This window comes from Microbacterium sp. STRO-2N (assembly GCF_057747775.1).
Genome location: NZ_CM173223.1, coordinates 668,948 through 687,499, shown reverse-complemented (window position 1 = coordinate 687,499; position 18,552 = coordinate 668,948). Strand labels below are relative to the sequence as shown.

Sequence of the window (18,552 nt, the reverse complement as noted above, 5' to 3'; positions counted from 1 at the left end):
GGAGCCTTGCACGCACTACCCTTGGGCGTATGCGCCTGCACGTCGCCGATCACCCCCTCATCACCCACAAGCTCACGGTGCTGCGCGACCAGCGCACGTCGTCACCGGTGTTCCGCCAGCTCACCGAGGAGCTGGTCACGCTCCTCGCGTACGAAGCGACCCGCAACGTACGCGTCTCGCCGATCGAGATCCAGACGCCGGTCACCACGACCACCGGCGTCAAGATCAGCGAGCCGCGGCCGATCGTCGTGCCGATCCTGCGTGCGGGCCTCGGGATGCTCGAGGGCATGGTCAAGCTCATCCCCACCGCCGAAGTCGGGTTCCTCGGGATGGTCCGCGACGAGGAGACCTTCGAGCCGACGACCTACGCCGAGCGCCTGCCCGACGACCTGAGCGACCGGCAGTGCTTCGTGCTCGACCCGATGCTCGCGACCGGCGGGTCGCTCGGCGCGGCGATCGAGTTCCTGTTCCGCCGCGGGGCCCAGGACGTCACCGCCATCTGCCTGCTGGGCGCACCCGAGGGCGTGGCGGCGATCGAACGGCAGGTCGACGGCCGCGATGTGACGCTGGTGCTCGGGGCGCTCGACGAGCGGCTCAACGAGAAGGGCTATATCGTCCCGGGCCTCGGCGACGCGGGCGACCGTCTCTACGGCACGGTCTGACGGCGACGGTCGCCATCCCACGGCACCCGCCCGCTGCGACGGATCCGCCGGGTGAGCGCGGCCCGAGCCGTGACGCGTCCGAGGGGCTCAGGCGCGACACCCGCCCCTCGCCGAACGGATGCCGCGCCCGCGTCCCTCGGACGCGCTGTCAGGCTACGAGCCGGCGAGCGCACGCCACACGGGGTTGACATGCTTCGCGGGGTTGTCTAGGACGCGCTCTCACTCGGCGAGCGGCGGACCCTGAGGATTGCGGCGTCCCGTCTCCTGCTCCCAGAACTCGAGCTGCTGCGTGAGCGCCTTGGCGAGCTCGAACACCTGCTCGGGAGGGATGCGGATGCGGCTCACCACGCGGGCCGGGACCACCGTGTGACGCTGCCCGGTGTCGGCGTCGACCTGTTCGCGCGGCGGCTGGGCGAGCGTGAGGAAGTCCATCACGAACACCGTCGGCGTGTGCCACACGTTGGCGAAGTCGGCATACGAGCCGCCGATGAGCTCCGGAGGCAGGTCGATCTCGAACTGGCGCGGTGCCTCGTCGGTCATGGTGCCTCCTGTCCATGCGCTCGGCGGGGGCGAACGCGGGTGTGCGGTGCGGTCGCGCGGCCGGCGCGGGTCGTACGAGGGGTCTCGGCGCGAGTCTACGCGGCGCCTCTCGCGTGCGGCCCGCCCCGGCGTCTGCGCGGGGTCAGACGTGACCGACGAGTCGCGCGAAGCCGCTCAGCCGGGCGACGCCTTCCGGCGTGTGGGGAAGGTCGTCGAGCAGGCCCGGCGAGTACACGACGTACGCCGTGTGCATCGCGCGCGAGATCGCGACGTTGAGCCGGTTGCGCAGCAGCAGGAACTCCAGGCCCCGCGGCGCGTCCCGCCCGCTCGACGCGGCGAGCGAGACGATCGCCACGGCCGCTTCCTTGCCCTGGAACCTGTCGACCGTGCCGACCGGCACGTCCGGGAACCCCGCTTCAGCGAGGGCCGCCTCCACGGCCACCTGCTGCGCGTTGTACGGCGTGACGACGATGAGGTCGCTCTGCTCGAGCGGGCGGGGCGGCACGAGCGCGGGGGCGCCGTCGGCGCCGACCTCGACATCCGTCCACTCGCGCCCGATCAGGTCGGTGACCAGCCGCGCGACCTCGGTCGCCTCTTCGAGGGACTGCGTCGCGTTGCCGTGATGGCGGAGCGCGACGGGCACGAGACCGGGACGGATGCCGTCGATCCGGCGCAGCCGCGTCGACGCGTGCGCCTCGAGCTCGCCGCGGTACGACAGCTCCGACACCGGCGCGGCGACCTCCGGGCGCATGCGCCGCGTCTCGGCGAGGAAGTAGCCGAGCTCGGCCGGGATGACGTCGGCGCCGTCCATGACCCACCCGAGCGCGGAGGTGTCGACCGGGGCGGGATGGGTCCCCTGGCTGACCTGCGGGAGCTGCTGCGGGTCGCCCAGCAGCAGCAGCCGAGACGCCGCAAGCGACACCGCGATCGTCGACGCCAGTGAGAACTGCCCGGCCTCGTCGACCACGAGGAGGTCGAGGCTGCCGCGAGGGACGCGTCCTTCGTGGCTGAAGTCCCACGCGGTGCCGCCGAGGACGTATCCGGATGCCTCGTGCTCCGCCGTGAACGCCGCCACGCCGTTCTTGGGCAGCACGGTGAAGGAGTGCGTCGCCGACGGATCCTTGGGGGCCTTGCCGACCTGCGCCGCGGGGACACCGGCGGCGATGACCCGGTCGAGCAGATGCTCCACGGTGGCATGCCCCTGCGCGACCACGCCGACCTTGTACCCGTGGTCGCGTACGAGCTGCGCGATGACGTGGGATCCGACGTAGGTCTTGCCGGTGCCGGGCGGACCCTGCACGGCGAGGTAGCTGCGGTCGAGGTCGCGCACGGCGCGGGAGATCGCACCGACGAGATCGCCGCCCGGCTCCTGCGGCAACGCGCCTTCCCGCGGCTGCTGTGCTGCGGGCTCGACAACCGGTCGAAGCAGGCGCGGCGCGCGGCGGCACAGGATGTCGGTCGCGGGGTCCGCCGGAAGCTCGGGCGACGCCTCGATCACGGCATCCGCCCACGCGTCGATCGCCGCCTGCTGGTTGCCGGCTCGCGGCGGTGCGGGTGGCGTGAGCGCGAGCGGGAGTCGCGACCACGTCTCGCCGTCGACCGCGGTCTCTTCGATGACCGCGCCGTCGTCGAGCACCTCGAGCACCGTGACCGAGCGGTACGAGTGGATCCAGCGCGGCGACGCGTCGAACGAGTACGGCGCCGGCAGCTCGTACAGTGCGAACGGGTTTGCGCCCTCGCTGAGCCTCGTGCCGGGCGCGAGCTCGCCCCGCAGCTCGACGATGCGACGCTCGCCGCCGCGACCGCTGTCGGCGAAGTGCCAGTCCTCGCGCACGCGGCTGCGGGCAGGGTCGATCACCATGACGTCGCGCGTCTCCTCCCACAGCGACACCGGCTCGCGCAGCCGCAGGAAGTGCGTCGCCCAGAACGACTTCGCCTCGCGCGGGTAGTAGTCGATGGCCGCGGCGCCGAGTCGGAGGGCACGCGCCTCGACCGACTCGTCGGGCCACTGCAGCGCGAGCGTGTCGAGGACCGTCGCCCGGGGCGACGGCTCGTAGGCCTGCTCGTCGGGCTCTGGGTTGGGCGAAGGACGGAGGTCGGCTTCGCGCGCGCGGTCGACGAGCCAGTCGCGCAGTCGCCGTGTCGACACGCAGTCGTAACGGTTGTAGTCCGCGAGATCGTCGAGGATGAGCTGGGCCCCGGTGGCGTCGCCTTCGTCGCGGATCGCGCGGGCCTCGACATATCGGACGATCGAGTCGTCGCCCTTCTGCACGTCGCTCGTGCGCACCTCGTCGCCCATGTAGAGCGGCTCGAGCTTCTTGATCGAGTACGAGCGCGACCCGACGCGCAGCGCGCGCCGCACGATCGGGTAGAGGTCGACGAACACGCCGTCGCGCAGCAGCCGGTCGACGTCGGTCTCGCGCACGCCGTGCCGCGCCGCCATCGCGAGAAGGTGCGTCGGCTCGTACGGCGCGTAGTGGTAGATGTGCATGCCCGGGAACTGCTGACGGCGGAGGTTCACGATGTCGAGGAACGTCTCGAGCGCGCGCTTCTCGTCGGCGAACGAGTGCGCCCACAGAGCGGTGTACCGTTCCTTGGCGTCGACCCAGCCGAAGAGGTAGTCGATGCCCCACTGAGTGGGCTCGCCCGGGGCGGGCGGCTCGGTGTGCAGCGGGTCGCCCTCGAAGTCGAAGAACAGGTCGCCGTGATCGGGCCGCGGCAGGGCGCCCAGCGCGGTCGGCGCGACCACCTCGTACACGGGCACGGGCGGCGCAGCGGGCATCGCGGTCTCGACCACGGCGGCCGACGCCTGTGCGGCGACGGCACCGCTCGCGACAACGGCCGTCTCGGCGACGAGGCTCTGCGCAGCCACCAGCTCGGGCGCGGCCTGCGGGGAGGCGATGAGCGGTGGCGTGCCGGCCGGGCTCTCGAGCTGCAGGCGCGCCTGCGTCCGCAGCGACGCGAACACATCGGGGTTCATCCCCGCCGGGCCGGCGGGTGCCTCCGCGAGCTGCTCGATCGTGTGGATTCCGGCGGCGCGCAGCCGCTCGCGCTGCACCGGCCGCATGCCCGCGACGAGGAGCAGATCGCGGGACGCGACGACCTCGGCGTCGCACGTCGCGCACCGGCCGCACGCCATGACGCCGAGCTCTCCGCGGGGATCGCCCCACGCGATGGGGTCGCCGGCGGCGCCGAGCTCGAGGCGCCGGTCGGCGATGAGGGCCGCGAGCCGCTCGCGCCGGAGCCCGAACACCGGCAGCAGATCGGCGACCTCGTGCACGCTGACGCTGCCGTCGCCCAGGAGCAGCTCGACCCGGTCGGCGCGCGGCACCTGCAGCCGGTCGAGCTGGTCGACGTATGCCGCGAGCTGCATGAGCGCGGTCACGCGCGCACGTCGTGCGAGCTTGGTGTCCTGCACGACCCATGGAGCGCCGGCGCTCGCGTCCGCCGAGCGGTCGCGCACCAGGAAGTCAGCGAAGCCGACGAAGTCGCCGGTCGAGAAGGCCGCCTGATAGATCACCTCGGCGTCCGACGCGAGGGCGGCGTTCGTCATCGCCACCGCCTCTGCGAGGGCCGCGGCATCCGACGATCGCGTCTCGGGGATCTGCACCACACGGTCGCCGAAGCGCTCCACGTATTCGGCGAGCACGCGACGCTCGTGCACGGTGCCGAGGCGGCCGGCGCGTTCCAGCGTCAGGTCTTCCGGTTCCTCGACCGCGGCGACGCGGCCGAGACGCGCGTCGATCCCGCGCAGCCACGCGAACTCGCATTCCGCGGCGGCCTTGAGGTCGCTCGCGCTCCAGACGATCCGGCCTTCGTCCTCGATGTATCGCATGCCCTGCCCTTCTCCCACGACCCTAGCCGCGGCATCCGACACCCCGCCTCCTCGCCCCGCCGCCCGCGAACCGTCACGAGTGGCCGCCCGCAGCGCGCTCATGCGACCGTGTGCGAGGGCTCGACCATCCTGCGGCGACGATCGCATCGGCGCGCACCCGACACCCACCTGCCAGACTGGAGTGCATGAGCCTGCCCTTCGAGAGCGCGTACCGCCACGGGTTCGCCCGCGTCGCGGCCTGCACGATCCCGGTCTCGGTGGCCGATCCCGCGACCAATGCCGCAGCCGTCCTCGAGGCGGCGCGCGAGTGCGACGCCGAGGCGGTCGCCGTCGCCCTCTTCCCCGAGCTGTGCCTCACCGGGTACGCGATCGAAGACCTCGTGATGCAGGACCCGGTGATCGACGCCGTCGTGGCGGCGATCGAGCGCCTGGTCGAGGCATCCGTCGGTCTGTTCCCGATGCTCGTCGTGGGCGCGCCGCTGCGCCACCGCAACCGCCTCTACAACTGCGCGGTCGTGATCCACCGCGGCGAGCTGCTGGGCGTCGTGCCGAAGTCGTACCTGCCGACGTACCGCGAGTTCTACGAGCGCCGGTGGTACGCGCCGGGCGACGACCAGGCCGGGCAGGACATCCGCGTGGGCGAGCTCGAGGCGCCGTTCGGCCCCGATCTGGTGTTCGAGGCGCTGGACGTTCCCGGCCTCGTGGTGCACGCCGAGGTCTGCGAAGACGTGTGGGTGCCGATCCCGCCGTCGTCGCGCGCCGCGCTCGCCGGCGCCACCGTGCTGCTGAACCTCAGCGGCAGCCCCATCACCATCGCGCGTGCGGAGGACCGCAAGGACCTGTGCCAGTCGCAATCGCTGCGCTGCCTCGCGGCGTACGCGTACGCGGCGGCCGGCATGGGCGAGTCCACGAACGACGTCTCGTGGGACGGGCAGACGATGATCTACGAGGGCGGCAACCTGCTCGCCGAGACCGAGCGCTTCCCCGACGGACCGCGCCGCTCGGTCGCCGACGTCGACCTCGACCGCCTGCGCCAGGACCGCCTGCGCCAGGGAACGTTCGACGACAACCGGCGCGCGGAGGCCATCCATGGCGCGACCAAGCTCGACCCCGGCGCCTTCCGCACCGTGCACTTCGAGCTCGACCCGCCGGCGGCCGACATCGGGCTGCGCCGCGCGCTCGACCGCTTCCCGTTCGTGCCCGACGATCCCGAGCGCCTCGCGCAGGACTGCTACGAGGCGTTCAACATCCAGGTGTCTGGCCTCGTGCAGCGCCTGCGCGCGATCGGCGATCCGAAGCCCGTCATCGGCCTGAGCGGCGGCCTCGACTCGACGCACGCGCTGCTCGTGGTCGCGCGCGCGATGGACCGCATGGGCCGCCCGCGTCGCGACATCCTCGCGTACACGATGCCCGGCTTCGCGACCAGCGAGCATACGAAATCCAACGCGATCGCGCTCGCGGAGTCGGTCGGCGCGTCGATCGAGACGATCGACATCCGTCCCGCCGCCACCGAGATGCTCGAACGAATCGGGCACCCGTTCGCCGACGGCGAGCCGGTGCACGACGTCACGTTCGAGAACGTGCAGGCCGGCCTGCGCACCGACTACCTCTTCCGCCTCGCCAACCACAACGGCGGCATGGTGATCGGCACGTCCGACCTCTCAGAGCTGGCGCTGGGCTGGGCGACCTACGGGGTCGGCGACCACATGAGCCACTACGCCGTCAACGCCGGCGTGCCGAAGACGCTGATCCAGCACGTCATCCGCTGGGTGATCGCGCACCGCGAGGGCGTCGACGACGCCGAGGCTGCGGTGCTGCAGTCGGTGCTCGACACCGAGATCTCGCCTGAGCTCGTCCCCGCGGGGCAGGACGGCAGGATGCAGTCCACCGAGGACCGCATCGGCCCGTACGCCCTGCACGACTTCGCGCTGTACCACGTGCTGCGCTTCGGGTTCCGTCCGTCGAAGATCGCCTACCTCGCGGCGCACGCGTGGGGCGACAAGGATGCCGGAGCCTGGCCCCCCGGCTTCCCCGACGAAGACCGCTACGCGTACGACCTGCCGACCGTCGTGACCTGGCTGCAGGTGTTCCTGCAGCGCTATTTCGCGTTCGCCCAGTTCAAGCGCTCCGCGATCCCGAACGGGCCGAAGGTGTCTCCGGCGGGATCGCTGTCACCCCGCGGCGACTGGCGCGCACCCTCGGACGGCAACGCCCGCGCGTGGATCGCAGAGCTCAAGGCCGCCCTTCCCGAGCTCGTCGAGGAGTGAGATCCCGGTCCTCACGGCCCCTCCACTCGCCGCTGGCGCGTCGAGCGGAGCCTCCGGCCGCGTGGGCCCAGCCTCGGCCCGAGGCATCCGTCATCTCCGGCGTCACGCGGGGGTCGCGCCGTAGGCGAGCGTGATGATCCAGCCGTCACGCGACAGGTCGGCGAGGTCGTACTGCACGCGGCGATCGGGGATCCAGCCCTTGGTGAGCGGGCTGTTCAGCCGCACGTGATCGGCGGCGACCCGTGCGCCGCGCCCGTCAGCGTCGCGGACGGCCTGCACCCGCGTCCAGTGCGCGAGGAGCTTTCCGAGATCGTGCTCCTCGAGCAGGTGCGAGTGGCGCGTCATGTGATGAAGCTCCGCCTCGTCGGGGTGCGCGTCGCGCAGATCGATGCCGAGCGGCACCGCCGGGTCTGCCACCGCCACGACCGTCGCCGCGCGGAAGCTGACGTTGCGGATCTTCAGCGGCACCTCCTCGCCGCCGACCTCGGCGAAGAGCTGCGTGTGGAACCCGAACGTCCGGGGCGCCTCCCGCTCGACACGCACGTCCCTGGCGTCGACGCCCAGCTGCGCCGCGACGATCTCCCGCGCGAGCGCGCGCTTGCGGTCGTGCTCGGCCATCTTCGGATCCCAGCCCAGCCGGGCCGTGATTCCGCTCGGAGTATCGAGAAGCACCGATTCCATGGTCCCCACCTCTTCCGCGGCCGCCCCGCACCCCCATCCTGTCGAAGCGCACCCGAACGAGGAAGAGCGTGCGCCGTGCGGCACCGGGACGCTGTCAAGCCCGTTCGCCCTGCATCGGCCCCGATGCGAGGATGTGGCGCGTGGACGGCTTCGCAGCGGTCGACTTCGAGTTCGCGCGGCAGGTGCTGCAGCGCGGTATAGCCGCGCTGTTCGTCGTCGCCTTCGTGTCCACCCTGAACCAGTTCCGGCCGCTCCTCGGTGAACGGGGGCTGCTTCCGGCGCCCGAGCTGCTCGGCTGGGCCGCCTCGTCGGCGTCGCGCCGGCGGCTGCTCCGGCCGACACTGTTCCGGCTCGTGCGCTACACCGACCGCCGCCTGGTGGCCCTGTGCGTCGCGGGCATCGTGGTCGCGGCCGCGCTCGTGTGCGGCATCCCGCAGCTCGGACCTCCCTGGGTGCCGATGCTGTGCTTCCTCGCCCTGTGGGTCGGATACATGTCGATCACGAGCATCGGCCAGACCTTCTACGGCTTCGGGTGGGAGATGCTGCTGCTCGAGGCGGGGTTCCTCGCGGCGTTCCTCGGCTCGGACGACCAGCCCCCGTCGACCGTGGTCGTCGTGCTGTTCTGGTGGCTCGTGTTCCGGCTGGAGTTCGGGGCCGGGATGATCAAGATCCGCGGCGGGCGGGAGTGGCGCGACCTCACGGCGCTGACCTACCACCACGAGACGCAGCCGATGCCGGGCCCGCTGAGCCGCCAGGCGCATCTCCTCCCCCGCTGGTTCCACAAGGCCGAGGTGGTCGGCAACCATTTCGCGCAGCTGGTCGTGCCGTGGTTCCTCTTCGCGCCGCTGCTCGGGCTGTGGGTGGCGGGGCCCGTCCCCGCCATCGTGGGCGCCGTCGCCGCCGCCATCGTCATCGCGACGCAGCTGTGGCTCATCGTCACCGGCAACTTCGCGTGGCTCAACTGGATCACGGTCGTGCTCGCCTGCTCGGCGATCGGGCTGCCCGGCATCGGCGCCGCACCCTCGGGGCCGCGCTCGGACCCGCCGGGGATCATCGACGGGATGCCGCTGTACTGGGTCGTCGTCACGGGGGCGGTCGGCGTGCTCTACGCGGCGATCAGCTGGGCGCCGCTGCGGAACCTTTTCGCCCACCGGCAGCTCATGAACGCGAGCTTCAACCGGTGGCAGCTCGCCAACGCGTACGGCGCGTTCGGCACGGTCACCAAGGAGCGCATCGAGATCGTCGTCGAAGGCACCACCGACGAGGATCCTCATGCCGCGACGTGGCGCGAGTACGGCTTCAAGGGCAAGCCCGGCGACGTGCGCCGCATCCCGCGGCAGTATGCGCCCTATCACCTGCGGCTCGACTGGCTGATGTGGTTCCTGCCGCTCGGCCGATCGCTCGACGAGTGGTTCACGGCATTCCTCGCAAAGCTGCTGGAGGCGGATTCCGCGACCCTGCGCCTGCTCGCCGAGGACCCGTTCCACGGCGAGCGGCCGCGGTGGGTGCGGGCGGTGTCGTACCGGTACCGGTTCGCGACGAGGGCCGAGTTCCGGGCCACGCGGGCGCGCTGGGTGCGCGACCGGCGGCGGCCGGTCCTGGGGCCGGTCACGCTGCGGGGCTGAGCGCGATCCGCGAAATCACGCAGAATCGACGACGCATCCGCAGTCGGATGGCCATAGCGTTCAGACGGGCTCGTCGAGGTCCCCAGCTACCGCGGGCCCGTGAAGGACACGCGACCCAACCCCAGTCCAGGTCCGCGTGGGCGGGTCTGCCGGACCTTCGGGTGCCCGGCAGACCCGCGCCCCTGACCCCGTACCGGCGCCGTCAGGGCGCGGGCGCGCCCGCCGCGTCGCTGCGGTCCGCGCCGAGACGGCCCCTGCGGCGCGCTGTGAGGTCGATGATCGACACGAGGAACGCGAGCCCCACGAACACCCCGACCGACAGCATCCCGAACGCGTACGCGTCGTGGTAGACGACCAGGTCGTCGTGCGTGCCGGACTCTCGGTAGATCGCGGCGTAGAAGAGCGACAGCGCCACCGCGGTGCCGACCGCCGCACCGACCCGCTGGCCGAGCTGGCCCACCGAGCCGGCGACGCCGCCCTGCTTGACGGCGACGTCGGCGAGCGTCAGCGTCTGGTTCGGTGCGATGACGAGCCCACCCCCTGCCCCGCCGAGCGTCATGATCGCAGCCATGAGGTACGGGGTCCATGCCGGATCGGCGTAGAGCGCCGCGAGCACGAGCCCGCCCACGCACGCCAGCATCGCGATGAGCCCCCAGACCACGACGGAGCGTCCGTGACTGCCGACGAGGTTGCCGCCGACCCAGGACGTGACGGCGCTCGCGAGGGCGAAGCCGATCGAGACCATGCCCGCATAGACCGGAGCCAGGCCCAGCCCGATCTGCAGGAACAGGGTCGTGACCAGGAACATCGCGGGCATCGCCGTGAAGTACGCGGTCTGCAGGAGCGTGCCGTTGCGATACGACGCGATACGGAAGAGCGCCAGCGGCACCAGCGGACTGCGCCCGCGCGCCGCGTAGCGCCGCTCCCACGCGATGAACGCGGAGACGAACAGTGCGAAGGCGATCAGCAGCCACCAGCGGGCGGGATCGTCGGTCGGCGCGCCGGTCGTGAACAGGAACGGCCACATGAGCGATACGACACTCGCGGCGAACAGCAGGAGGCCGACCGGGTCGAGCTGCACCGGCCGCCGTGAAGGAGTGCGGGTGTCGGGCAGCAGCCACAGCGCCAGTGCGATCGCCGCGAGGCACAGCGGCACGTTCATCCAGAAGATGAGCCGCCACCCGTCGGTCGGCCCACCCAGGGCGATGAGGAGCCCGCCGAGCGTCGGGCCGAAGGCGGTGGCCACGCCGATCGTGGCACCGAAGAGGCCGAACGCCCGGCCGCGCTCCTTGCCCTGGAAGAGCTCCTGCGCCATGCCGAGCACCTGGGGCATCTGGATGCCGGCGGCCACGCCCTGCAGCAGGCGACCGACCAGCAGCACGGTCGCGGTCGGGGCGAGCGCGCACAGGACGCTCGTCGCGGTGTACAGCGACAGTCCGACGATGAAGAGCGTGCGGCGCGACCGCTGATCGCCGAGCCGGCCGCTCGGGACGAGCGCGAGCCCGAACGTCAGGACGAAGCCCGACACGATGAGCTGCAGCTCGGTGGAGCCCGCGCCCAGCACCTCGCCGATGGACGGCAGCGCGACATTGACCTTCGTCATGTCGAGGATCGTGATGGCGGCGACTGACACGCACACCCAGAAGGCGCGCCACCGCGCGGCGTGCGTCAACGGAATGACGGCCGTGTGCGGAGGCACGGCGCGAACCGTTCCCGTCGCCTGCGGCGATCGCGACTCGGACTCAGGCATCCCGCCCAGGCTAACGCCGCCGGTGGGTTCTCGCGCGGGCGGGCAGCGGCATCCATGTCCCGCTTTCGCCCGCACGAGGCCGCCCGAGCGAGCGGTTCCGGGACAAGTTCGGCGAAAAGCGGGACATGATGGAGGGGTGAGACTCCTCGTCGCAGCGCTCGAGAGCGAGCTGGTCGCCTTCCCCCTCGAGCTCGAGGGGTTCGACCGCCTCGTGACAGGCCCCGGCAAGCTGCAGGCCGCCTACGCCCTGACCCGCGCGCTGGACGCCGCGGCGTACGACGAGGTGGTGGTGGTCGGCACCGCGGGGGCGATCGACCCGCTGCTGGAGGCATCCGTCTACGAGATCGACGGGGCCATCCAGCACGACGTCACCGACATCGACGGGATCGTCGGCCAGCACGTGTCCCTGCCGCCGCGCGTCGACCTCGAGCGCGACGGCGTCACGATCGCCACCGGCGACCACTTCGTCGACGACGCCGAGGCCGTCGAGGTGATCCGGCCGCTCGGGGCAGGACTCGTCGACATGGAGACCTACGCGTACATCTGGGTCGCACAGCAGTTCGGGGTGCCGATCCGCGTGCTCAAGGCGGTGTCGGACCGCGCGCAGGACGGCGCCATCACGGACTGGCATGCGACCGTCGCGGCATGCAGCAGGCAGCTGCGGGACCGGGTCCGCGCCGACTACGGCGTGTGAGCCGGGGCGCCGCTGCGCCCGATCACACGATCGCGAACTGACGGACGACGCTCGGCCCGTGAGCGGCCGCCTCGACGCTCAGCTGCGCCGGAAGCTGCTCCTTCATCGCGGCGACGTGGCTGATGACACCCACCGTGCGCCCGCCGGCACGCAGCTCGTCGAGCGTGCGCATCGCGAGCTCGAGCGTCTCTTCGTCGAGCGAGCCGAAGCCCTCGTCGATGAACAGGGTGTCGAGTCGCACGCCGCCCGCTCGTGAAGTGACGACCTCGGCGAGCCCCAGCGCGAGCGCGAGCGATGCGAGGAAGGTCTCACCGCCCGAGAGCGACTGGGCGGGACGCGCCTGACCCGTGTAGGCGTCGAACACCTCGAGACCGAGGCCGGATGCCGCGCCGCGCGCGGCGCGCGCGTCGGTGTGCTGCAGGCGGTAGCGCCCCGATGACATGTCGGCGAGGCGGAGGTTCGCCCTCACGACGATCTCTTCGAGCTCGGCGGCGAGCACGAACGTCTCGAGATCCATCTTCATCGTGTTGGGGGCACGCCCCGCGACGGTGTCGGCGAGGCGCGTGAGCGCAGCGACGTCCGCCGCGCGCGCCGCGACGCCGGCGTATGCCTCGTCGATCTGAAGCGCGAGATCACGCAGGCCCGCGGCGAGATGCCGGGCATCTCGCTCGGCCTCGAGTGCGGCCGTGCGTGCGGCATCGGCGGCGTCGAGCGCCGCCTGCGACGCGACGAGGTCGACCGGCTCGTCGGGGGTGCCCGCCAGTTCGAGCTCGAGCTCGAGCAGGCGACTCCGGGTGGCGGCCAGCTGGGCGTCGTGCTCGGCGATGCGGGCCGCGAGCTCGTCGACCTCGCGCGGGCCGAGCAGGGCCGCAGACGCCTCCGACGCGTCGTCGAAGACGGATGCCTCGAGCCGCGCATCCGCGTCTGCCACAGCCTCGGCGAGGCCGGCGTCCGCCCGCTGCGCCTCTGCCCCCGCCCGAGCGCACGCGCGCGCGGTGTCGCGCAGCACCACGACCTCGGCCACGCGTTCGGCGACACTCGCGTACGGGCCGCGCGCCTCGTCGACCGCGGCTCGCGATTCCTCGATGCCCGCGGTCAGCGCCGACATCCGCATGCGCGCGTCGTTCAGCGTGTCGGCGAGCGCGGTGCGCGCTGCCTCCGCCTCGGCGTCGAGTGCCGCGAGCTGCGCTCGCTGGGCGGCGAGCGCATCGCGGCGCGTCACGGCCTCCGTCGCCGCCGCATGCTGGGCCTCGGCGGCGGCGAGCTGCTCCTCGAGCGCCGCGACGCCGTCGCCTCCCGCACGGGCGGCGGCCGCGGCGTGGCGCTCGCGCGCGCCGCGTGCGGCATCCGCCGCGACCCGCTCGCGCGCGATGGCGTCGTCGCGGCGGGCCTCGGCGGCGGCGAGGTCGTCATCGGTCACCGGATCGGCTGCGGCAGGGGCGGGATGCGGGTGGTCGATCGATCCGCACACCGCGCACGGCTCGCCCTCGACGAGCGTCGAGGCGAGCTCCCCGGCATAGCCGTCGAGTCGCCGCTGCAGCAGCTGCGCGACGGCGGCGGCCGCGACGGCGGCGTCGTTCGCGGCGTCGCGGTGCGCAGCCTCGGCGTCGCGCAGGGCGAGAGCGAGCGTGTCGGCCTCGCGCGCGGCGGCGAGGCGCGACGAGAGCTCGTCACGGCGCTCGCGCGCATCGCCGGCGCGCGACGCGTCGTCCCGCACGCGCACCAGGTCGTCGTCGAGCCGCGCGAGCTCGGCGGGGACGCCCTGGCGCTGCGCATCGAGCGTCGCGACGTCGTGCTCGAGTTCGCTCACGCGTGCGGATGCCTCGGCGAGCTCGACCTCGCGCGCGGCGAGGTCGGCCTCCTTCGCGGCGGCCGCCGTCCACACCGCGAGCTCGCCGGTGAGGCGCTCGATCAGCGCGTCGAGATCCTGCGCGGGATCGATGCCGGCCGAACGCGCGGCGGTGTCCCATGCCGTCTCGGCGGCACGGGCCGCCTCGCGTGCTGCGTCGGCGGCCGCGGAGGCGCGCCGCACGGCATCGAGGGAGGCACGCAGCGACTCGGCCGCTCGTGCCCTCTCGACGCGCGCACGGTCCGCATCGATCCGCTCCGCCGCGTCGTCGAGCGCGGTCAGCCGCTCTCGCGCCCGCAGCAGCTCGCCGTGCGACTTCGCGAGCGCCACACGGGCGGCATGCTCGGCGTCGGCCGCCGCCCGGGCGCGCTCGGCCTCTTCCCGTGCGTGGACGAGCGTGTCGAGGCGGTACGCCGCGCGCTGCTCGCCCAGCTCGACGGCCGCGCGCCGCGAGGCGAGATCGCCGGGCTGCTGCGTCCCTCCGGCGTCGCCGCTGTCGACGGCGGCATCACCGGCCGTCGCGTCGCCCGGCTCGAGCGCGGGGAGCAGGCGCTCGGCCTGCTCGAGAAGCGTGCGAGCGCGTTCGCCGAGCGCGTCGACCTCGCGCTGCGCCACCTTGCTGCGGTCGCCGAGCTCACGGGCGTACTCCTCGTAGCGCCGCGTGCCGAACAGCGCACGCAGCAGCGACTGCCGCTCGGTGCCCGACGCCAGGAGGAACCGCGAGAACTTGTTCTGGGCGAGCAGGATCACCTGCTGGAACTGCTGGGCGTTGAGGCCCAGCACCTCGTCGAGCAGCAGTCCGACGTCGCGCGGCCGCGCGGCGCGGCCGACCCAGGAGCCGTCGACGAGCTCTTCGAGCTCGGCGCGCGTCGGCTCGGTCGTGAGCCCGCCGCCCCGCCGCGCGGGACGCTGGTACTCGGGAGCGCGCGTCACGCGCCACCGGCGCTCGCCCACCGTGAACTCCAGGCGCACCTCGGTCGGCTCGTCGGGTTCGCAGTAGTCGCTGCGGAGGCGCTTCTCGCCGGTGTCGTAGCGCGGCACCGAGCCGTACAGCGCGAAGCACACGCCGTCGAGGATGCTGGACTTGCCGGCACCGGTGCGTCCCGAGATGAGGAAGATCCCGTCGCGTTCGAACGCCTCGAAGTCGACGCTCTGACGCTCGCGGAAGGGTCCGAATCCGGCGAGCTCGAGCCGGTGCAGCCTCACGCCGTCGCCTCCACGCGTGAACGCTCGTCGAGCAGCTCGGCGATCAGCTCCGCCTCGCGGGCGCTGGCGCCTTCGCCCTCGCGCACATGAGAGAGGAACGCGTCGACGAGCTCCGCCTCGCTCTGCGCCGATCGCACCCGCTGCGCGTACGTGCGGGCGTCGGCGGCCTGCGCCGACGCCGGTGCGTGCGAGACCTGCGCGCAGTGCGGGAAGCGCGCGAGCAGCCGCCGCATCGGGTCGCGCTGCGGCAGGGTATCGGTGTACTCCGCGCGGACCCAGTGCGCCTCGAACTCGGCGAAGCGCTCGTCGTGCAGGAGCTCGTCGAGGGGGCCCGTGATCGTCGTGAGCACTCGGGGCACCGGCAGCGGCAGCCACTCGACCGCGCCCAGCCCGCCGGCGTCGAGCTCGACGAGCCAGGCGCCGCGAGGCTTGTCGCCCTCGCCGAAGCTGTAGTGCAGCGGCGCTCCGGCGTACCGCACGCGCGGCGACAGCTGCTGGCGGCCGTGGATGTGCCCGAGCGCCATGTAGTCCACGTCGTCGAACGTCGACAGCGGCACCACGTCGAGGCCGCCCTGCTGGATGTCGCGCTCGAGCTGCGGCGTGGGCTCCACTCCCGCCGCGAAGCAGTGCGCGATGGCGACCGACCGACCTCCGCGCGCGCGGAGGTCGTCGCGCACGAGGTCCATCGCGTGTGCGAGCACGTCGGCCTGGGACCGGACGCCCGGCCACTCGCTGCGCAGCAGCACCGGCTCGAGGAAGGGGATGCCGTAGAAGTGGACCGGCCCGTGCTCGTCCGCGACGGTCACGGGCGTGCCCACGGCCGCCGCATCCGTCATCACGTGCACGCCGTCGCGCAGCAGCCTCGCCTGGAATCCGAGCCGCGCGGCCGAGTCGTGGTTGCCGCTCGTGACGATCACCGTCGCCCCGGTGTCTGCCAGGGCCCGCAGCACGTCGGACAGCAGCGTGTACGCCCCTGCGGCGGGGGTCGCGGAGTCGAACACGTCGCCGGCGACGATGACGACGTCGACGTCATGCTCCTTCACCTGCGCGACGAGGGCCTCCAGCACGCCGCGGAGCGCATCGAGCGTGGCGTGGCCGTGGAACGACCGCCCGATGTGCCAGTCCGACGTGTGCAGGATCCGCATGCTCACACGCTACGTTCGCCTCCCGACATCGCGGCAGAGACAGGCCGAGCAAGCCCCAGGCCGCGCACCGGCGTACCCTCGTGCCATGCCCTTGCCCGAGGTCTGCGTCGTCTATCTGCTCCGGCGCGGACCGCACGGCCTCGAAGTGCTCCTCGGCGACAAGCGGACCGGCCTCGGGCGAGGCAAGGTCGTCGGCATCGGCGGAAAGCTCGATCCCGGCGAGACGCCCCGCGAGGCGGCGGTCCGCGAAGTGGCGGAAGAGATCGGCGTGCGGGTCGAGGCATCCGACCTCCACGAGGCCGGCGCGGTCGACTATCACTTCCCGACGAAGCCGGAGTGGTCTCAGCGGTCCACCGTGTTCGTGTGCCGCAGATGGCGCGGCGAGCCGGTCGAGACGCCCGAGATCACGCCCTGCTGGTACACGCTCGACGCCGTGCCGTACGCGCGCATGTGGGACGACGCGTCGCGCTGGCTTCCGGGTGTGCTGCGCGGCGGCACCGTCGATGCGCGCTACACCTTCGGCGCGGACCTCACGACGGTGGTGCTGGGCGCCCACTAGACGGATGCCGCGCCGCGGCGTGTCGGGCCGTGTCGGGCTCGTCCGGCATATCGTGGAATATGGCGCACCACACAGAATCCGCCCCGCGATCCACGATCGTGGCGCTCGTCGGCGCCGAGAGCGACGAGCTGCTCACCGCTCTCGCCGACGTCCCGGCGCTCGTCGCGCTCTCGCTGCGCGAGGCCGAGCCCGCGGTCGCGGCCCACCTCGTGGCATCGGTACCGATGCCCTACGTCGTCCATGACGCGGACCCGCTCGAGCACGTCGCCGCGGCCTGGGTCGAGCTGTACGAGGAGCGCGCGACCCTCGGATCGCTCGAGGTCGAGGTAGAGACCCTGCTCGGACAGTTCGCCGCCGGCGAGGCGGTCATGCCCGACTACTACGTCGTCGCCGGCCCCGAGGCGATCGAGGGGACCTGGCGTCACTGGTGGCTCGGGGCCCTGGCCCACCACGCCCCTTCACGCGTGCTGCCGGTCGAGGCATCCGGTGCCGCGCTGCGCGCGCGGCTGCGGACGCTCCCCGCCTCGCGGCCCTGGCCGGAGCCCGGGACGTGGCTGCCGAGGGTGCAGTTCGACATCCCCGACCGCGTCGGCCTGCGCGATGAGCCCGGCGCCGCCTGACGTGGCGGCCCCGGAGCAGTTCCGCCACGCCGGCGCGACGCTCGTCGCCGAGCGCCGCGGAACGGGAACGCCGGTGTACGTCCTCGTCCACGGCATCGGCATGGGGCGCACCGTGTTCGCCGACCTCGCGAAGCACCTCCACGACGGCGAGGTGATCGCCCTCGACCTGCCGGGCTACGGCGAGGCGCCCGAGCCGCCGCGAGTGTTGACGATCGAGCGCAACGCCGACCTCGTCGCGGCGTACCTGCGTGCGCGGGTCAGGACGCCGGCCGTGGTCGTCGGGCATTCCATGGGCGCCCAGGTGGCGCTCGAGATCGCGGCCCGCCACCCGGAGACGGTCCGCGGTATCGTGCTCGTCGGACCCACGGTCGAGCCGTCGGCCCGCACCGGGCCGCGACAGCTGTGGCGGCTCCTGCGCGACATCGCCGTCGAGCATCCCCGCGTGATCGCGCTCGGCGCGCGCGAGTACCTGCGTGCCGGGCCGCACCTGCGCGCGAAGCTGCGCGCGATGCTCGTCCACCGGCCCGAGGACGTGTTCGCCCGCGTCGACGTGCCCGCACTCGTGCTGCGCGGCGAGGACGATGTCGTCGCCCCGCGGGAGTGGTGCCGGCAGGTGGCCGCGGCGATGCCCCGAGGGCGGCTCGAGGAGGTCGAGGGGCACGGTCACGAGACGATGATCCGGGATGCCGCGCCCGCGGCCCGTCTCATCCGCGAGTTCGCCCGCACGTCGTGACCGGAGGCGTGCCTTCCGCGGGAGGAACGCCCCTCCGCAGGGGGTTCGGGCGTGATCCGGCCTGCGGGACGCGAATACTCCTGCGGACGGCACCGGGCGCCTTGACCTCACGCAGCATCGGACGAGCGGATGCCGCGAACCGCGGCATCCGCTTCCCCACCTGGCTGCGCCGGCACGCCGCACATGCGCTCGGCAGGAAGAATGGCCCTCCGCAGGGAGGTTCGCGCGACATCATCCGGTGGAACGCGATTCATCCTGCGGACGACACGGGCAGTGCGACCCTCGTCGAGCATCGGTGACGCGGGACGGGCTCGAGACTGACGCGGCGCGGCGGATTTCTGCCATGTGAGGGACGGGCGGCAATGTCGGAGCCCCCGCGTAGGTTC

13 protein-coding genes are annotated in these 18,552 nt (G+C 72.7%); 7 read left to right on the top strand and 6 right to left on the bottom strand.

Annotated elements, in window-relative coordinates:
- Positions 1 to 29 precede the first annotated feature (29 nt).
- Positions 30 to 662 (top strand): uracil phosphoribosyltransferase, encoded by a 633-nt coding sequence (gene upp, locus AC3ANN_RS02910; protein ID WP_488339519.1) that lies wholly within the window; start codon positions 30 to 32, stop codon positions 660 to 662.
- Between the two features lie 219 nt (positions 663 to 881).
- On the opposite strand, the gene AC3ANN_RS02905 is transcribed toward upp, so the two are convergent.
- A complete protein-coding gene (locus tag AC3ANN_RS02905) occupies positions 882 to 1,202 on the bottom strand; it encodes a DUF3467 domain-containing protein (protein ID WP_488339518.1) in 321 nt (106 codons plus the stop codon).
- Between the two features lie 142 nt (positions 1,203 to 1,344).
- Positions 1,345 to 5,037 (bottom strand): TM0106 family RecB-like putative nuclease, encoded by a 3,693-nt coding sequence (locus AC3ANN_RS02900; protein WP_488339517.1) that lies wholly within the window; start codon positions 5,035 to 5,037, stop codon positions 1,345 to 1,347.
- A gap of 185 nt (positions 5,038 to 5,222) precedes the next feature.
- On the opposite strand from AC3ANN_RS02900, the gene AC3ANN_RS02895 reads away from it, so the two are divergent.
- Positions 5,223 to 7,304 (top strand): NAD(+) synthase, encoded by a 2,082-nt coding sequence (locus AC3ANN_RS02895; RefSeq protein WP_488339516.1) that lies wholly within the window; start codon positions 5,223 to 5,225, stop codon positions 7,302 to 7,304.
- A gap of 102 nt (positions 7,305 to 7,406) precedes the next feature.
- Here the strand turns inward: AC3ANN_RS02895 and AC3ANN_RS02890 are convergent, their stop codons facing one another.
- Positions 7,407 to 7,985, bottom strand: coding sequence for a hypothetical protein (locus tag AC3ANN_RS02890; protein WP_488339515.1), 579 nt, complete (start codon positions 7,983 to 7,985; stop codon positions 7,407 to 7,409).
- A gap of 131 nt (positions 7,986 to 8,116) precedes the next feature.
- Here AC3ANN_RS02890 and AC3ANN_RS02885 point away from each other — a divergent pair, with 131 nt between their 5' ends.
- On the top strand, positions 8,117 to 9,610 hold the full coding sequence (locus AC3ANN_RS02885; RefSeq protein ID WP_488339514.1) for a lipase maturation factor family protein: 1,494 nt from the start codon (positions 8,117 to 8,119) through the stop codon (positions 9,608 to 9,610).
- 202 nt (positions 9,611 to 9,812) lie between these two features.
- Here the strand turns inward: AC3ANN_RS02885 and AC3ANN_RS02880 are convergent, their stop codons facing one another.
- Complete coding sequence (locus tag AC3ANN_RS02880; RefSeq protein ID WP_488339513.1) at positions 9,813 to 11,360, bottom strand: MFS transporter; 1,548 nt, start codon at positions 11,358 to 11,360, stop codon at positions 9,813 to 9,815.
- Between the two features lie 136 nt (positions 11,361 to 11,496).
- Between AC3ANN_RS02880 and AC3ANN_RS02875 the strand changes: the two genes are divergently transcribed.
- Positions 11,497 to 12,054 carry a phosphorylase family protein gene (locus tag AC3ANN_RS02875; protein ID WP_488339512.1) on the top strand — a complete coding sequence of 186 codons (558 nt, stop codon included), beginning with the start codon at positions 11,497 to 11,499 and terminating at the stop codon, positions 12,052 to 12,054.
- Between the two features lie 22 nt (positions 12,055 to 12,076).
- On the opposite strand, the gene AC3ANN_RS02870 is transcribed toward AC3ANN_RS02875, so the two are convergent.
- Positions 12,077 to 15,109, bottom strand: a complete 3,033-nt coding sequence (locus AC3ANN_RS02870) for an AAA family ATPase (protein ID WP_488339511.1) — start codon at positions 15,107 to 15,109, stop codon at positions 12,077 to 12,079.
- Positions 15,106 to 16,254: an exonuclease SbcCD subunit D gene (locus AC3ANN_RS02865; RefSeq protein WP_488339510.1), complete on the bottom strand. Its 1,149-nt coding sequence runs from the start codon at positions 16,252 to 16,254 to the stop codon at positions 15,106 to 15,108. The genes AC3ANN_RS02870 and AC3ANN_RS02865 overlap by 4 nt, the downstream gene beginning before the upstream one ends.
- A gap of 85 nt (positions 16,255 to 16,339) precedes the next feature.
- Between AC3ANN_RS02865 and AC3ANN_RS02860 the strand changes: the two genes are divergently transcribed.
- From AC3ANN_RS02860 to AC3ANN_RS02850, 3 genes are read left to right on the top strand one after another with little or no spacing between them, the layout of a single operon-like run.
- A complete protein-coding gene (locus tag AC3ANN_RS02860) occupies positions 16,340 to 16,813 on the top strand; it encodes an 8-oxo-dGTP diphosphatase (protein ID WP_488339509.1) in 474 nt (157 codons plus the stop codon).
- Between the two features lie 59 nt (positions 16,814 to 16,872).
- Positions 16,873 to 17,433: a hypothetical protein gene (locus AC3ANN_RS02855; RefSeq protein ID WP_488339508.1), complete on the top strand. Its 561-nt coding sequence runs from the start codon at positions 16,873 to 16,875 to the stop codon at positions 17,431 to 17,433.
- Positions 17,414 to 18,166, top strand: coding sequence for an alpha/beta fold hydrolase (locus AC3ANN_RS02850; protein ID WP_488339507.1), 753 nt, complete (start codon positions 17,414 to 17,416; stop codon positions 18,164 to 18,166). The genes AC3ANN_RS02855 and AC3ANN_RS02850 overlap by 20 nt, the downstream gene beginning before the upstream one ends.
- Positions 18,167 to 18,552: the final 386 nt, after the last annotated feature.

Coding starts and splice junctions, on each gene's coding strand:
- upp (WP_488339519.1), top strand. CDS start 30: ATGCGCCTGCACGTCGCCGATCACCCCCTCATCACCCACAAGCTCACG.
- AC3ANN_RS02905 (WP_488339518.1), bottom strand. CDS start 1,202: ATGACCGACGAGGCACCGCGCCAGTTCGAGATCGACCTGCCTCCGGAG.
- AC3ANN_RS02900 (WP_488339517.1), bottom strand. CDS start 5,037: ATGCGATACATCGAGGACGAAGGCCGGATCGTCTGGAGCGCGAGCGAC.
- AC3ANN_RS02895 (WP_488339516.1), top strand. CDS start 5,223: ATGAGCCTGCCCTTCGAGAGCGCGTACCGCCACGGGTTCGCCCGCGTC.
- AC3ANN_RS02890 (WP_488339515.1), bottom strand. CDS start 7,985: ATGGAATCGGTGCTTCTCGATACTCCGAGCGGAATCACGGCCCGGCTG.
- AC3ANN_RS02885 (WP_488339514.1), top strand. CDS start 8,117: ATGTGGCGCGTGGACGGCTTCGCAGCGGTCGACTTCGAGTTCGCGCGG.
- AC3ANN_RS02880 (WP_488339513.1), bottom strand. CDS start 11,360: ATGCCTGAGTCCGAGTCGCGATCGCCGCAGGCGACGGGAACGGTTCGC.
- AC3ANN_RS02865 (WP_488339510.1), bottom strand. CDS start 16,254: ATGCGGATCCTGCACACGTCGGACTGGCACATCGGGCGGTCGTTCCAC.
- AC3ANN_RS02860 (WP_488339509.1), top strand. CDS start 16,340: ATGCCCTTGCCCGAGGTCTGCGTCGTCTATCTGCTCCGGCGCGGACCG.
- AC3ANN_RS02855 (WP_488339508.1), top strand. CDS start 16,873: ATGGCGCACCACACAGAATCCGCCCCGCGATCCACGATCGTGGCGCTC.
- AC3ANN_RS02850 (WP_488339507.1), top strand. CDS start 17,414: ATGAGCCCGGCGCCGCCTGACGTGGCGGCCCCGGAGCAGTTCCGCCAC.